Annotated in this window: 14 protein-coding genes and 2 pseudogenes; 8 read left to right on the plus strand and 8 right to left on the minus strand. The window is 73.8% G+C overall.

Features of this window, described 5'->3' with window-relative positions:
* Nucleotides 1–129 precede the first annotated feature (129 nt).
* The 3 genes from V1L54_RS06715 (at nucleotide 130) to V1L54_RS06725 (ending at nucleotide 2,581) form a co-directional block, all read left to right on the plus strand.
* Nucleotides 130–831 (plus strand): HAD family hydrolase, encoded by a 702-nt coding sequence (locus tag V1L54_RS06715; protein WP_330116944.1) that lies wholly within the window; start codon nucleotides 130–132, stop codon nucleotides 829–831.
* Nucleotides 832–1,069: 238 nt separating this feature from the next.
* Nucleotides 1,070–1,750 (plus strand): lysophospholipid acyltransferase family protein, encoded by a 681-nt coding sequence (locus V1L54_RS06720; protein WP_100204238.1) that lies wholly within the window; start codon nucleotides 1,070–1,072, stop codon nucleotides 1,748–1,750.
* A 78-nt stretch (nucleotides 1,751–1,828) separates the two neighbouring features.
* The gene (locus V1L54_RS06725) at nucleotides 1,829–2,581 is read left to right on the plus strand and encodes a bleomycin resistance protein (protein ID WP_330116945.1); all 753 of its coding nucleotides are present in this window, start codon (nucleotides 1,829–1,831) and stop codon (nucleotides 2,579–2,581) included.
* A gap of 89 nt (nucleotides 2,582–2,670) precedes the next feature.
* Here V1L54_RS06725 and V1L54_RS06730 read toward each other — a convergent pair whose 3' ends face one another.
* Nucleotides 2,671–2,835, minus strand: a complete 165-nt coding sequence (locus tag V1L54_RS06730; protein WP_330116946.1) for a SapB/AmfS family lanthipeptide — start codon at nucleotides 2,833–2,835, stop codon at nucleotides 2,671–2,673.
* Between the two features lie 177 nt (nucleotides 2,836–3,012).
* Between V1L54_RS06730 and V1L54_RS06735 the strand changes: the two are divergent.
* Nucleotides 3,013–3,624: pseudogene (locus tag V1L54_RS06735) on the plus strand (SDR family NAD(P)-dependent oxidoreductase); the annotation flags it as partial.
* A gap of 7 nt (nucleotides 3,625–3,631) precedes the next feature.
* Nucleotides 3,632–3,799 (plus strand): annotated as a pseudogene (locus tag V1L54_RS06740) (SDR family oxidoreductase); the annotation flags it as partial.
* A 188-nt stretch (nucleotides 3,800–3,987) separates the two neighbouring features.
* Here V1L54_RS06740 and argH read toward each other — a convergent pair.
* Entirely contained in the window at nucleotides 3,988–5,481 is a 1,494-nt protein-coding gene (gene argH, locus V1L54_RS06745; protein WP_330117006.1) for an argininosuccinate lyase, read from the minus strand.
* Between the two features lie 466 nt (nucleotides 5,482–5,947).
* On the opposite strand from argH, the gene V1L54_RS06750 reads away from it, so the two are divergent.
* From V1L54_RS06750 to V1L54_RS06760, 3 genes are all read left to right on the plus strand, one after another.
* Nucleotides 5,948–6,547 carry a pyridoxamine 5'-phosphate oxidase family protein gene (locus V1L54_RS06750; RefSeq protein WP_330116947.1) on the plus strand — a complete coding sequence of 200 codons (600 nt, stop codon included), beginning with the start codon at nucleotides 5,948–5,950 and terminating at the stop codon, nucleotides 6,545–6,547.
* An 87-nt stretch (nucleotides 6,548–6,634) separates the two neighbouring features.
* Entirely contained in the window at nucleotides 6,635–7,150 is a 516-nt protein-coding gene (locus V1L54_RS06755) for a GNAT family N-acetyltransferase (protein WP_443076517.1), read from the plus strand.
* Between the two features lie 114 nt (nucleotides 7,151–7,264).
* Nucleotides 7,265–7,840 (plus strand): GNAT family N-acetyltransferase, encoded by a 576-nt coding sequence (locus V1L54_RS06760; RefSeq protein WP_330116948.1) that lies wholly within the window; start codon nucleotides 7,265–7,267, stop codon nucleotides 7,838–7,840.
* A gap of 40 nt (nucleotides 7,841–7,880) precedes the next feature.
* On the opposite strand, the gene V1L54_RS06765 is transcribed toward V1L54_RS06760, so the two are convergent.
* The 6 genes from V1L54_RS06765 to V1L54_RS06790 form a co-directional block, all read right to left on the minus strand.
* Nucleotides 7,881–8,438 carry an arginine repressor gene (locus tag V1L54_RS06765; RefSeq protein ID WP_330116949.1) on the minus strand — a complete coding sequence of 186 codons (558 nt, stop codon included), beginning with the start codon at nucleotides 8,436–8,438 and terminating at the stop codon, nucleotides 7,881–7,883.
* Between the two features lie 8 nt (nucleotides 8,439–8,446).
* Nucleotides 8,447–9,673 (minus strand): acetylornithine transaminase, encoded by a 1,227-nt coding sequence (locus tag V1L54_RS06770; RefSeq protein ID WP_330116950.1) that lies wholly within the window; start codon nucleotides 9,671–9,673, stop codon nucleotides 8,447–8,449.
* Nucleotides 9,670–10,602, minus strand: a complete 933-nt coding sequence (gene argB, locus V1L54_RS06775) for an acetylglutamate kinase (RefSeq protein WP_330116951.1) — start codon at nucleotides 10,600–10,602, stop codon at nucleotides 9,670–9,672. Before argB ends, V1L54_RS06770 begins: the two co-directional genes overlap by 4 nt.
* The gene (gene argJ, locus V1L54_RS06780) at nucleotides 10,599–11,750 is read right to left on the minus strand and encodes a bifunctional glutamate N-acetyltransferase/amino-acid acetyltransferase ArgJ (RefSeq protein WP_330116952.1); all 1,152 of its coding nucleotides are present in this window, start codon (nucleotides 11,748–11,750) and stop codon (nucleotides 10,599–10,601) included. Before argJ ends, argB begins: the two co-directional genes overlap by 4 nt.
* A gap of 70 nt (nucleotides 11,751–11,820) precedes the next feature.
* Complete coding sequence (gene argC / locus V1L54_RS06785) at nucleotides 11,821–12,849, minus strand: N-acetyl-gamma-glutamyl-phosphate reductase (RefSeq protein ID WP_330116953.1); 1,029 nt, start codon at nucleotides 12,847–12,849, stop codon at nucleotides 11,821–11,823.
* Between the two features lie 283 nt (nucleotides 12,850–13,132).
* Nucleotides 13,133–13,393 (minus strand): hypothetical protein, encoded by a 261-nt coding sequence (locus V1L54_RS06790; RefSeq protein ID WP_330116954.1) that lies wholly within the window; start codon nucleotides 13,391–13,393, stop codon nucleotides 13,133–13,135.
* Between the last annotated feature and the right edge of the window lie 6 nt (nucleotides 13,394–13,399).

A 13,399-nucleotide genomic window follows, 5' to 3' on the forward strand; every position in this document is an offset into this window, starting at 1 on the left:
GACCGCGGCGAGTACGCCACCCCCGCCGTGGCGAAGCCGGCCGAGTTCTCCGGCGAGCACCTCGCCGCACGAGCACAGAGCGCGAATCATGACGCGGAGCCCGCGCCCACCGACCCGGAACGAGCACCCGTGAACCACGCCATCTTGGACCTGGACGGCACACTCCTGCCCGGCGTACTGGGCACCCAGTACCTGAACGACCTGATCGAGGACGGGGCCTGCGATCGCGACGAGGCAATGGCCTGCCTGCGGGCCATCGACCGCTACGCCGCGATGGAGGAACCGCGTGCGAGCGTCATGGCCGAGGCCTACCGTTGCTACGCGGCAGCGCTGCGGGGAATCCCGTACGCCGAGGCGCAGGTCACCGCCGCCAGGACGTGGAAGACGTGCCGCCGCAGGCTCTTCCCCTTCGCCGACGACCTGATCGACCTGCTCAAGGCCCATGACTACAGAATCCACCTGATCTCCGGGAACGCCGACATGCCCATCCAGGAAGCGGTCGGCGACCTGGCCCTCAGCTGGGGACGCGGCGCACTGACGGAGGTGGTGGACGGCCGTTTCACCGAGCGCCTCACCTGCGCTCCCGGATTGCCCGGCGGCAAGGACTCCGTCATACGTGAGCTGACGGCGTCCGACGAGTTCGCCCGCCGGAGGGCCATCGCCATCGGGAACGCGGACTCGGACGCGGAGATCTTCGCGCACGTCGACATGGCCATCGCCTTCGACCCCGGCGCGGAACTCCGCGCGCTCTCCGCCCGCCACGGCTGGCACGTCGTCGACAGAGACACGATTCTGCCGACGTGCGCCCGGTTGCTCGACGGACGGCATTGACACCCCTGTGGACGTCGAACGGCGGTGTCCTTGGGACTGCCGGGGCTGGTCGCAGAGCTGATGACGAAGACGAGCCGGCAGGCGGGGACCGGCCGGAGTACGGCGGGAACAGGAAACCGCAGTGAACGCGCGCGCCCGGCCTTGTGCGGGAGGGCCCGGCGCGCGCTCCGCCGGGGAACGCGAGTATCGTCACCACCTGCGCGGGTGCGCGTACCGACCATCACGACCGGAGGGCATGTTGTCCCGTTTCCTGCTCATCAAGGCGCTGCTGGGCCCGCTGCTGCGCGTGCTGTTCCGGCCGCGGGTCCACGGGGCCGGGCGCATTCCGGGGAGCGGTCCGGTGATCCTGGCCGGAAACCATCTCACCTTCATCGACTCGATGATCCTCCCGCTCGTCGTCGACCGGCAGGTCTTCTTCATCGGCAAGGACGAGTACGTGACCGGCACCAGCCTCAAGGGCCGGCTGATGGCCTGGTTCTTCACCGGCGCCGGCATGATCCCCGTGGACCGCGACGGCGGGCGCGGCGGCGTGGCCGCACTGATGACGGGCCGTCGGGTGCTGGAGGAGGGCAGGATCTTCGGCATCTACCCGGAGGGCACCCGCTCCCCCGACGGCCGGCTGTACCGCGGGCGCACCGGCATCGCCCGGCTGGCGCTGATGACCGGCGCGCCGGTGGTCCCGTTCGCGATGATCGGCACCGACCGCGTCCAGCCGGGTGGCAGCGGGCTGCCCCGGGTCGGCCCGGGCCGCCGGATCACGGTCCGCTTCGGTGAGCCGCTGGACTTCTCGCGCTACGAGGGCATGGACCGCGACCGCTATGTGCTGCGGGCCGTGACCGACGAGGTGATGAGCCATGTGATGCGGCTGTCCGGCCAGGAGTACGTGGACGTCTACGCCACCAAGGCCAAGGCGGCCTGAGCCACCGCGGAGACCGGTGGGGCGGGGCCCCACCGGTTGTTCGACCCCCATCTAGTCAACTTTGACTACCATGGCGGCATGACCGAGACGACGACCCCGATCCTGCCGTGCCGCACCCTTCCGCCGGTGCTCGACTTCTACGCCGCACTCGGCTTCGAAACCACCTTCGAGCAGCGGAGCCCCAATCCGTACGCCGTCGTCGTGCGCGGCGGCGTCGAGCTGCACTTCTTCGGCATGAAGCGGTACGACCCCGCCCAGTCGTACAGCACCTGCCACATCTCCACCGATGACGTGGACGCCCTGTACGCCGCCTTCCGCGCCGGGCTGAAGGAGACCTACGGGAAGGTCCCGTCCCGCGGGCTGCCCCGGATCGGCCCGCTGAAGGACATGCCCTACGGGACACGGCAGTTCCTGGTGTCCGACCCCGGCGGCAACTGCCTGCGCGTCGGGCAGCGGACCGGTGGCGACCTCCGCCACCCGCCCGCGCCCCGGGAGAGGGTCGCCCGCGTCCTGCAGTCGGCGACACTGCTCGCCGACTCCCGGCAGGACCCCGAGACCGCCGCGCGGGTCCTCGACCGGGCGCTGGCGGTGGCGGACGAGGCCGGGGCGGCGGAAGGAGCGGCCGGCGGGGGGACCGTCCCCGCGTGGCGGCCCACTCCCGTGCAGCTGCTGCGGCTGCTGGTGCTGCGGAGTGATCTCGCACGGCGGCCCGACGACCCGGAACGGGCGGCAACCCTGCCGGAGAGGGCCTCGGCCGTCGGCCTCACCGCCGACGAGCGGGAGACGGCGCGCGACGACCCGGCCCGGCTGACGGAACTGCGGGAGGAGTGAGACGGGGCCGGGCCCGGGAGCCCGGCCCCGCGTCCGCCCTGTCCGCCGCGGCCCATGACGGACCGTACGACCGTGCGTACGCCGATGACTCAGGGGCAGCTCGGGTCGCACAGCGCGATGGACAGCTCGGAGCAGTGGTCGCACATGATCAGGCTCGTCATGCTCTGGGCGGCCGTGTCCGCCCGGCCCGACGAGTCCGCCGGTCCGGAGCACTCCAGCGCCTGCAGGTCGTACAGGCACAGCTCTTCCCTCATGCCCGGTTCCTCCTTGTCGGTTCCCGGCCGGTCCGACGGCCCGGCCGCGCCGGCGGCGCGTCACCCGCCGTCTGCCCCGCACGGCAGTGCCCGTAACGTGTCGATCACACCCCGTGCCGGGCGGGCCGGGGGCCGGTCGGCGGACTGCCCGGAGGGGATGTGGAAGGGAGAGGACACATGGGCGGGAGCGGGTCCACGGGTTCGCCCGGCGGCGAGCTCGCCGGGCAGGTGGCGCTGGTCACCGGTGGTTCGTCGGGGCTGGGGCCGGGGATCGCGCGAACGCTGGCCCGGGCCGGCGCCCGCACCGTGGTGGCGAGCCGCCGCCTCGCGGGGTGCCGGAGCGCCGCGGCGCGGATCACCGCCGGGGGCGGCCGGCCCGCGCTGGGGCTGGCCTGCGACGTCACCGACGAACAGGCCGTCGGCGGGCTCGTCGGTGAGACGGTCGCCCGGTACGGCCGGCTGGGCGTGCTGGTGACCAGCGCCGGCGTCCAGGCCCGGGGCGGCATCGCCGAACTGGATCCCGCTGCCTTCCGGTAATGCCTGGAGGCCAACGTCACCGGCACCTTCCTGGCCTGCCGGGCGACCGTACCGGTGATGCGCTCCGCCGGCCACGGACGCATCGTCACCCTGGCCAGTGCGCTCGGTCTCGTCGGCGCCGCCGGCCGCGCCGGCTACGCCGCGTCCAAGGGAGCGGTGGTCCAGCTGACCAGGAGCCTGGCCGTGGAACTCGCGGGCTCCGGGATCTGCGTCAACGCCCTGGCGCCCGGCCCGTTCCGCACCCCGCTCAACGAGCGGTGCCGACGACGACCCGCGGGTGCGGGAGTTCCTCGCGCACCGGGTCCCGGCCGGACGCTGGGCGGATCCGGCCGAGCCCTCCGGCGCCGTCCTGCTGCTCGCCGGTCCGGCCGCGTCGTACCTGACCGGCGCGGTCCTCCCCGTGGACGGTGGCTGGACGGCCCACTGAGCCGGGTGGCACGGCATGCGACCGCCCGGCCCCCGCCGGGGGCGACCACGGCGGAGGGCCCCGGAACGCGACGGCCACCCCCGGGCCGGAGGTGGCCGTCCCACGGTTCGCCGCGCCGCCGTGTCACGTCCGGAGTGAGCGGTGCGGGCCCCATCCGGCCGACCCGCCACCGGCCGGCGGGATGTTCCTCACCGGCCTCCGGCCGCCCGCGCCCCACCGCCCGGAGTGCCGCCCGGGGCCGCGTCCGCCCAGGCCCGCTGCCGGGCCAGGTCGTCCCTCACCTCGGCGAGCTGGACGGCGACCGCCGACGGCGCGGTGCCGCCGCGCCCGTCGCGGGCGGCCAGCGCCCCGGGGACGCTCAGCACGGTGCGGACCTCGGGCGTCAGGTGCGGGGAGATCTTCGCGAACTGCTCGTCGGTGAGCTGGTCCAGTTCGATCCCGGCCACCTCGCAGACCTTGACGCACTCGCCCGCGACCTCGTGCGCCTCGCGGAACGGCACGCCCCGCTTGACCAGCCACTCGGCGATGTCGGTGGCCAGCGAGAAGCCGGCCGGGGCCAGTTCGGCCATCCGCTCCCGGTTGACGGTGAGGGTGGCCATCATCCCGGTGAACGCCGGGAGCAGCACCTCCAGCTGGTCGCAGGAGTCGAAGACGGGCTCCTTGTCCTCCTGCAGGTCGCGGTTGTAGGCCAGCGGCAGCGCCTTGAGGGTGGCCAGCAGGCCGGTGAGGTTGCCGATGAGCCGCCCGGACTTGCCGCGCGCCAGCTCGGCGATGTCCGGGTTCTTCTTCTGCGGCATGATCGAGGAACCGGTGGAGAAGGCGTCGTGGAGGGTCACAAAGGAGAACTCCTTCGTGTTCCAGATGATGACCTCCTCGGCGATCCGGGACAGGTCGACCCCGATCATCGCGGTGATGAAGGCGAACTCGGCGACGAAGTCGCGCGAGGCGGTGCCGTCGATGGAGTTGGCCGCCGAGCCGTGCTCGAAGCCCAGGTCGGCGGCGACGGCCTGCGGATCCAGGCCGAGCGAGGAGCCGGCCAGCGCACCGGAGCCGTAGGGCGAGACGGCGGTACGGGCGTCCCACTGCCGCAGCCGCTCGGCGTCCCGGGACAGCGCCTGGACGTGGGCGAGGACATGGTGTGCGAAGAGGACCGGCTGGGCGTGCTGGAGGTGGGTGCGGCCGGGCATCGCCACGTCCGGGTGGGCCTCGGCCAGGGCGACCAGCGCCTCGTTCAGGTCGGCGAGCAGACCGCCGATGATCCGGGCGTGGTCGCGCAGGTACATCCGGAACAGCGTGGCCACCTGGTCGTTGCGGGAGCGTCCGGCGCGCAGCTTGCCGCCCAGCTCCGGGCCGAGGCGCTCCAGCAGCCCGCGCTCCAGGGCGGTGTGCACGTCCTCGTCGGCGACGGTGCCGGTGAAGGAGCCGTCGGCGACGTCGGCCGCCAGCCGGTCGAGCCCGGCGAGCATCTTCTCCAGTTCCTCGGCGGTGAGCAGCCCGGCGGTGTGCAGCACCTTCGCGTGCGCCCGCGACCCGGCGATGTCGTAGGGGGCCAGCCGCCAGTCGAAGTGGACGGAGGCGGAGAGCCTCTCCAGCGCCTCGGCCGGTCCGTCGGCGAACCGGCCGCCCCACAGCCGTACGTCGCCGCCCGCGGCGGGGGTGGAGGTCTGCGGGCCGTTGGTCATCGGGTACTCCTCGTGCGGGTGGTGGGTGTGCTGCGCGCGGGCGGCCGGGCCGGGGCCGTGGAGCGGCGCCCGGGAGCGCCGGCCGGCGTCCTCGGCGCTCGTCCCCTCGGGCGGTCCGGCCGATGCGGACGGAGGTGTCCGGGCCACCGGAGCAGGTGAGTACGGCACGCTCCGCCACGGGCCCCGCACGATCCATGCGCACGACCCATGCGCGGCTCGCATAATTATGCGCCTAGCCGCATGATTCGTCAACGCACAGTCCGGCACGGCACGGAGCGGTTCACCGCGGTGGCGGCCGGGTCGGTCAGCCGGCACCCGCCGCCGTCGCCGGGGCCGGCCTCCTCGCCCCCCGGCGTGCCCCCGGCCCGGCCGTACGTCCACGCGGTGCGTCCTGCCGTCCGCCATGGTTCCGGCCCGCACCGGAATTCCCTGTCGTGCACACGGCGGCTGGGGGATCATGCCGGTCATGGGAAAGACGTACGGACGCATCGACGGCCGGCTGCGGGACTTCATCGAGGAACAGCCGGTCTTCTTCACCGCCACCGCCCCGCTGTCCGCCGACGGCACCGTGAACCTCTCCCCCAAGGGGCTGAGGGGTTCCTTCGCCGTCCTCGACGAACGCACCGTCGCCTATCTGGACTTCGCCGGCTCCAACGCCGAGACCGTCGCCCATCTGCGGGAGAACGGCCGGATCACCCTGATGTGGTGCGCCTTCTCCGGCCCGCCGAACATCGTGCGCGTCCACGGCCGCGGCGAGCCCGTCTTCCGCGACGACCCGCGCTGGAAGGAGCTGATCGTCCGCTTCCCCGACATCGACCACACCCGGCACGGGCTGCGCGCGATCATCGTGGTCACCGCCGAACTGATCCGCGACACCTGCGGGTTCGCCGTCCCCCTGATGACGTACGAGGGGGAACGCCCGCTGCACGGCTCGCGCTTCGCCCGGGAGGACGACGAGAGCCTCGACGCGTACTTCCGGGCCAAGGAGCACGTCGCCACCAGCATCGACGGCCTTCCCGGCCTGCCGCTGCCCCTGCCGCCGGCCCCCGCCGCCGATCCCGTGTGACCGGCGGGCGGAACGGCCTTGCGGCGGGTCGGGCGGGGGCGGTTTCATCAGGCGGTGCGAACCGAACACGTGAACAGCGCCACACCGGTGATCACCCGGCTGTCGGCCGCCGAGTTCCCCGCCGCCCGCGACGGGCTCACCGAGCTGGTGTGCGACGCCGTCGCCGGCGGCTCCTCGATCGGCTTCCTCGCCCCCGCCGACCGGGCGGGCGTCGCGGCCTGGTGGGAGAGCCTGGCCCCCGAGGTGGCCGACGGGCGGACGACGGTGTGGGCCGCCCGGGACGGCGACGGGCGGATCACCGGCACCGTGCAGCTGCGGACGGGCGGCATGCCCAACGGCCGCCACCGCGCCGAGCTCGCCAAGCTGGTCGTGCACCGGCGGGCGCGCGGCCGGGGGCTGGGGCGGCGGCTGCTGACGACGGCCGAGCGGGCGGCGGGCGCCTCGGGGATCACCCTGCTGGTCCTGGACACCCAGACCGGCAGCCCGGCCGAGCGCCTCTACCGCTCGGCCGGCTGGACCGAGGCGGGCACCATCCCCGACTACGCCGCCGACACCGAGGGCGTGCTGCGGCCCACCACCCTCTTCCACAAGCGGCCCGGCTGACACACGGCCCGGCACCCGCCGGAACCCGGTGGTCCGGGGCGGCGGGGCCGGTTACGGTGACAGCCCGTCCGATCTCCGCGGCGCCGGTGCGCCCGGAGGACCTCCGGAGGCCCCATGCTCAGCGCTCCGCTCGGCGACGGCGCCGAACTGTGCCCCCTGGAACCGTGGCAGGCGGCGGAACTGGCCGCCTACACCGACCGGGTGCGCGGCCATCTGACGCCCTGGCTGCCGTGGGCGCACTCCGTCACCGACACCGCCTCGGCCCGGTCCTTCCTCCAGCGCTACGCGGACGAGCAGGCCGCCGACCGGGGCCGGCTCTACGGCATCCGGCTCGACGGCGCGCTCGTCGGCGGCATGATGTTCCGGCTCTTCGACGTCCGGGAGGGCTCCTGCGAGCTGGGCGCCTGGCTGGCGCCCGAGGCCCAGGGGCGCGGGCTGGTCACCACCGCCGCCCGCCGCATGATCGACTGGGCGGTCGGTGAGCGCGGCATCGCGCGGGTGGAGTGGCTGGTGTCCCCCGCCAACGGCCCCAGCATCGCGGTGGCGGAGCGGCTGGGCATGACGTACGAGGGCACCCTGCGCAGTGTGTTCGCCATGGGCGGGCAGCGGCACGACCTGCAGGTCTGGGCGCTGCTGGCCGAGGAGTGGCGGGCCGCGGCCGGACGGGAGCGGGGCGGCGCCGGCTCCTAGCCCTCCCCCGGACCGTGCGGATCGCGCAGGTCCTCCCGGCTCAGCGGTGCGGGTGCCGCGGTCCCGGAGAGTTCTGGGCCAGCCGCAGCAGATGGTCGGCCAGCGCCTGGCCGCCCGTGGGGTGACGGCTGATCAGCAGCAGGGTGTCGTCGCCCGCGATGGTGCCGATGATGTCGTGGACCTCCGCCTGGTCGATGGCCGAGGCCAGGAACTGGGCGGCGCCGGGCGGGGTGCGCAGCACCACCAGGTTCGCCGAGGCCTCGGCGGAGATGAGGAGTTCGCCGGCCAGCCGCGCCATCCGCGCCTCGCTGGCGGACTCCCCCAGCGGCGCCCGGGGCGTGCGGTCGCCGCCCTCGCCGGGGACGGCGTAGATCAGCTCGCCGCCGGTGTTGCGGATCTTCACCGCGCCCAGTTCGTCGAGGTCCCGGCTGAGCGTCGCCTGGGTGACGCTCAGCCCGTCGTCGGCCAGGAGCTTGGCGAGCTGGCTCTGGGAACGGACCGGCTCGCGGCCCAGGATCTCCACGATCCGGCGGTGCCGGGCCGTCCGCGTGTGGGGTACGGCCGGGCCGCCGTTGTTTCCTGCCTGCGCCTCGCTCATCGTCTCGTTCAGTCTCCGGCTCGTCGGGTCCCGTCGACGGTGTCGAGGACGGCGGGAAGTGCGCGGACCAGGGTGTCCGCCTCGTCCTCGCTGATGATCAGCGGCGGGGCGAGCCGGATGACGTCCGGGGCGCACGCGTTCACCAGGAGGCCCGCGTCCTGGGCGGCCTGCTGCACCTGGGGCGCGACGGGTTCGGTCAGTACGATACCCAGCAGCAGCCCGGCGCCGCGGACCTGGTCCACCAGCGGGTGGCCGAGCGCCCAGACGGCGTCGCGCAGCCGGTTCCCGACCCGCTTGACGTGGTCGAGAAGGCCTTCGGACTCGATGGTGTCCAGTACCGCCAGCGCCGCCGCGCAGGCCACCGGGTTGCCGCCGAAGGTGGAGCCGTGCTGACCGGGCGTCAGCAGCTCGGCGGCGTCCCCGAAGGCGACCGTGGCGCCGATGGGCAGCCCGGCGCCCAGCCCCTTGGCGAGGGTGACCACATCGGGCTCGACGCCCTCGGCTTGGCCGGCGAACCAGTGGCCGGTGCGCCCGATGCCCGTCTGGACCTCGTCGAGCACCAGCAGGGCGCCGGTGGCGGCGGTGATCTCCCGGGCCGCGGCCAGATAGCCCTCGGGCGGCACGATCACACCGCTCTCGCCCTGGACCGGCTCCAGGATCACCAGGGCGGTCTCCCCGGTGACGGCCGCCCGCAGCGCGTCGGCGTCGCCGTAGGGGACATGGGTGACCTCGCCGGGCAGCGGCAGGAAGGGATCCCGTTTGCCGGGCTGTCCGGTCAGCGCCAGCGCCCCCATGGTGCGGCCGTGGAAACCGCCGTGGGTGGCGACCATGTGCGCGCGGCCGGTCCGGCGGCCGATCTTGAAGGCGGCCTCCACCGCCTCCGCGCCGGAGTTGGAGAAGTAGACGCGCCCGGGCCGCCCGAAGAGCCGGAGCAGCCGTTCGGCCAGGGCGACCGGCGGTTCGGCGACGAAGAGGTTGGAGACGTGGCCCAGCAGGGCGATCTGGTCGGAGACGGCGCGGACGACCGCCGGGTGCCCGGTGCCGAGCGAGTTGACGGCGATGCCGCCGACGAAGTCCAGGTACTCCCTGCCGTCGGCGTCCCACAGCCGGGCGCCCTCGCCGTGGGTGAGGGGGACGCGCGGGGTGCCGTAGTTGTCCATCAGCACCCGCTGCCAGCGCCGGGTGAGCGCGGTGTTGCCGGAGTCCGCGGCGCTGCCGCTGCCGTGGGCGGTCATGTCCTGTCCTTCCCCTCGTCGCCGTCCTGGCCGCTGTCCCGGTCCTCGTCGGGCACGACCATGGTCCCGATGCCCTCGTCGGTGAAGATCTCCAGCAGGATGGAGTGCTGGACGCGTCCGTCGATGACGCGGGCGGTCCGCACGCCGTTGCGCACGGCGTACAGGCAGCCCTCCATCTTGGGGACCATGCCGCTGGCCAGGTCCGGCAGCAGCCTCTCCAGCTCGCTCGCGGTGAGCCGGCTGATCACGTCGTCGCTGTTGGGCCAGTCCTCGTAGAGGCCCTCGACGTCGGTGAGGACCATCAGCGTCTCCGCGCCCAGCGCGGCGGCGAGCGCGGCGGCGGCGGTGTCGGCGTTGATGTTGTAGACGTGTCCGTCGTCGGCGCTGCGGGCGATGGAGGAGATCACCGGGATGCGGCCGTCGTCCAGCAGCGCCTGGACGGCGCCCGCGTCGACCTCGGTGATCTCGCCGACCCGGCCGATGTCCACCCGTTCGCCGTCGATGCGCGCGTAGCGCTTGGTGGCGGTCATGGTGTGCGCGTCCTCGCCGGTCATGCCGACGGCCAGCGGCCCGTGCCGGTTGAGCAGGCCGACCAGCTCGCGCTGCACCTGGCCGGCCAGCACCATCCGGACCACGTCCATGGCCTCGTCGGTGGTGACCCGCAGTCCGGCCTTGAACTCGCTGACCAGGCCCAGCTTGTCGAGATGGGCGCTGATCTGCGGTCCGCCGCCGTGGACGACCACCGGTTTGAGGCCGGCGTGCCGCAGGAAGACCACGTCCTGGGCGAAGGCCGCCTTCAGGTCCTCGTCGACCATGGCGTTGCCGCCGAACTTGATGACGACGGTCTTGCCGTGGTGGCGGGTCAGCCAGGGCAGTGCCTCGATGAGGATCTGTGCCTTGGGCAGGGCCTTGTGCCTGCGTGTGCTCATGATGAGTAGGCGCTGTTCTCGTGGACGTAGTCGGCGGTGAGGTCGTTGGTCCAGACGACGGCGGAGGCGTCGCCCGCGGCCAGGTCTGCGGTGATGACCACCTCGCGGTAGCGCATGTCGACCAGCTCGCGGTCCTCTCCGACCGAGCCGCCCTTGCACACCCACACACCGTTGATGGCGACGTTCAGCCGGTCGGGCTCGAAGACGGCGGAGGTGGTGCCGATGGCGGAGAGCACCCGCCCCCAGTTGGGGTCCTCGCCGTGGACGGCGCACTTGAGGAGGTTGTTGCGGGCGATGGAGCGGCCGACCTCCACGGCGTCGTCCTCGCTGGCCGCGTTCACGACCTCGATGCGGATGTCCTTGGACGCGCCCTCGGCGTCGCCGATGAGCTGCCGGGCCAGATCGGCGCAGACGGCCCGTACCGCCTCGGCGAACTCCGCCTCGTCCGGGGTGATCCCGGAGGCCCCGGAGGCGAGCAGCAGCACGGTGTCGTTGGTGGACAGGCAGCCGTCGGAGTCGATCCGGTCGAAGGTGGTGCGGGTGGCCTCGCGCAGCGCCGCGTCCAGACCCGGGGAGTCGACGTCGGCGTCGGTGGTCAGGACCACCAGCATGGTGGCCAGCGAGGGGGCGAGCATCCCCGCGCCCTTGGCCATGCCGCCCACGGTCCAGCCCTCGCCCCCGGCGACGGCGGTCTTGTGCACGGTGTCGGTGGTCTTGATGGCGAGGGCGGCCTTCTCCCCGCCGTGTTCGGAGAGTTCACCGGCGGCCCGTTCGACGCCCGGCAGCAGCCTGTCCATCGGCAGCCGGATGCCGATCAGGCCGGTGGAGGCCACGGCCACCTCGCCGGCGTTGTGGCCGAGCACCTCGGCGGCCTTCTCGGCGGTGGCGTGGGTGTCCTGGAAGCCGAGCGGGCCGGTGCAGGCGTTGGCGCCGCCGGAGTTGAGGACGACCGCCGAGACCACACCCCCCTTGAGGACCTGCTCGGACCACAGGACCGGGGCGGCCTTCACCCGGTTGGCGGTGAACACGCCGGCGGCGGCCAGGCGCGGCCCGTTGTTGACGACCAGGGCCAGGTCGGGGTTGCCGTTCTCCTTGATCCCGGCGGCGATGCCCGCCGCCGTGAATCCCTTCGCCGCGGTCACGCTCACTGCGTCTCTCCGTTCGTCCCGTCCCCGTCCGTCCCGTCCGTCCCGCCGCCGTCCGCCGTGCGGGGCCCGCTCACGGAGCGACCCCGGTCACCGGCAGTCCGGTCTCCTCGGGGATGCCGAGGGCGATGTTCATGCTCTGCACCGCACCGCCCGCGGTGCCCTTGGTGAGGTTGTCCAGGGCGCCGATGGCGATGACACGGCCGGCCGCCTCGTCGAGGGCGACCTGGAGAAGCACCGTGTTGGAGCCGTACACGGCCGCCGTGGAGGGCCACTGCCCCTCCGGCAGCAGGCGCACGAACGGCTCGGCGGCCAGCGCCTTGGCGTACGCCTCGCGCAGCCGGCCGGCGTCCAGCCCCGGCTTCGCCTTCGCGGTGCAGGTGGCGAGGATGCCGCGTGACATCGGGGCGAGGGTGGGGGTGAAGGAGACGGTCACCCGCTCGCCCGCCACGGCCGAGAGGTTCTGGACCATCTCCGGGGTGTGCCGGTGGCCGCCGCCGACGCCGTACGGGCTCATCGAGCCCATCACCTCGCTGCCCAGCAGGTGTGGCTTGAGCGCCTTGCCCGCCCCGGAGGTGCCGGTGGCCGCGACCACCACCACGTCCGGCTCGACCAGGCCGGCCGCGAAGGCCGGGAACAGCGCCAGCGACACGGTCGTCGGATAGCAGCCGGGGACCGCGACGCGCCGGGACCCCGTCAGCGCGTCGCGGGCCCCCGGCAGCTCGGGGAGGCCGTACGGCCAGGTGCCGGCGTGCGGGCTGCCGTAGAAACGCTCCCAGTCACCCGCGTCCCGCAGCCGGAAGTCGGCACCGCAGTCGACGACCAGGGCCTCGTCGCCGAGCTGCTCGGCGACCGCCGCGGACTGGCCGTGCGGCAGCGCCAGGAACACCACGTCGTGGCCGCCCAGCACCTCGGCAGTGGTGGGCTCCAGGACCCGGTCGGCCAGCGGCGCCAGATGCGGCTGGAGCTCGCCCAGGCGGCGGCCCGCGTTCGAGTTGCCCGTCAGCGCACCGATCTCGACCTCGGGATGCCCGGCCAGCAGGCGCAGGAGCTCACCTCCCGCATAGCCGCTCGCCCCCGCCACCGCCGCTCGCACCGCCATCGTTCTCCTCCTCATGGATGGCATGACTATACAAATGAGGGAAGATTTATGCAACAGCTCGCATGGCCGGGCTCATGGTGCCGTGCAGGGCCGGCGGCCCCTGGTTCCGCGGCGTGCCGGTGGGACACGGTGTCCGTCGAGCGGCGGCCCGGCCACCGCACGCGGCGGTGCCCGCCGCCCCGGACGGCTGCCGCCGATGCCGGGCGGCGCCGTGCTGCGGGCTGGGAGGCGCTCGCGTCCCCTCGCCCCACGGGTGCGGACGGCCCGGGGCCGCGGCAGGGCGTCAGCCGCCGAGAGCGGCCACGAAAAGGACCAGGCAGAGCACGGCGAGACCGCCGGTGGCCAGGCCGATGGCGCACTGACCGCGGTTGACCCGCCTGGCCAGGCCGAGGCTCGCGAAGGTGACGGCGAGGCTGCCGCACAGCAGCGGGATCGCGACACCGGCGTAGCCCACGAACACCGCGGTGACCAGGGCGACGGCTCCGAGAACGAGTGAGACGACCCCGTGGAGGGAGGCCGGGCTGTCCGTGGTCTCGGCGGTCATGGCGGG

It is taken from the genome of Streptomyces rubellus, assembly GCF_036323805.1.
Classification (GTDB): domain Bacteria; phylum Actinomycetota; class Actinomycetes; order Streptomycetales; family Streptomycetaceae; genus Streptomyces.

Excerpts from the sequence above, each read along its gene's own strand:
- V1L54_RS06725 (WP_330116945.1), top strand. The coding sequence starts at position 1,829 with ATGACCGAGACGACGACCCCGATCCTGCCGTGCCGCACCCTTCCGCCG.
- V1L54_RS06730 (WP_330116946.1), bottom strand. The coding sequence starts at position 2,835 with ATGAGGGAAGAGCTGTGCCTGTACGACCTGCAGGCGCTGGAGTGCTCC.
- argH (WP_330117006.1), bottom strand. The coding sequence starts at position 5,481 with ATGACCAACGGCCCGCAGACCTCCACCCCCGCCGCGGGCGGCGACGTA.
- V1L54_RS06750 (WP_330116947.1), top strand. The coding sequence starts at position 5,948 with ATGGGAAAGACGTACGGACGCATCGACGGCCGGCTGCGGGACTTCATC.
- V1L54_RS06760 (WP_330116948.1), top strand. The coding sequence starts at position 7,265 with ATGCTCAGCGCTCCGCTCGGCGACGGCGCCGAACTGTGCCCCCTGGAA.
- V1L54_RS06765 (WP_330116949.1), bottom strand. The coding sequence starts at position 8,438 with ATGAGCGAGGCGCAGGCAGGAAACAACGGCGGCCCGGCCGTACCCCAC.
- V1L54_RS06770 (WP_330116950.1), bottom strand. The coding sequence starts at position 9,673 with ATGACCGCCCACGGCAGCGGCAGCGCCGCGGACTCCGGCAACACCGCG.
- argB (WP_330116951.1), bottom strand. The coding sequence starts at position 10,602 with ATGAGCACACGCAGGCACAAGGCCCTGCCCAAGGCACAGATCCTCATC.
- argC (WP_330116953.1), bottom strand. The coding sequence starts at position 12,849 with ATGGCGGTGCGAGCGGCGGTGGCGGGGGCGAGCGGCTATGCGGGAGGT.
- V1L54_RS06790 (WP_330116954.1), bottom strand. The coding sequence starts at position 13,393 with ATGACCGCCGAGACCACGGACAGCCCGGCCTCCCTCCACGGGGTCGTC.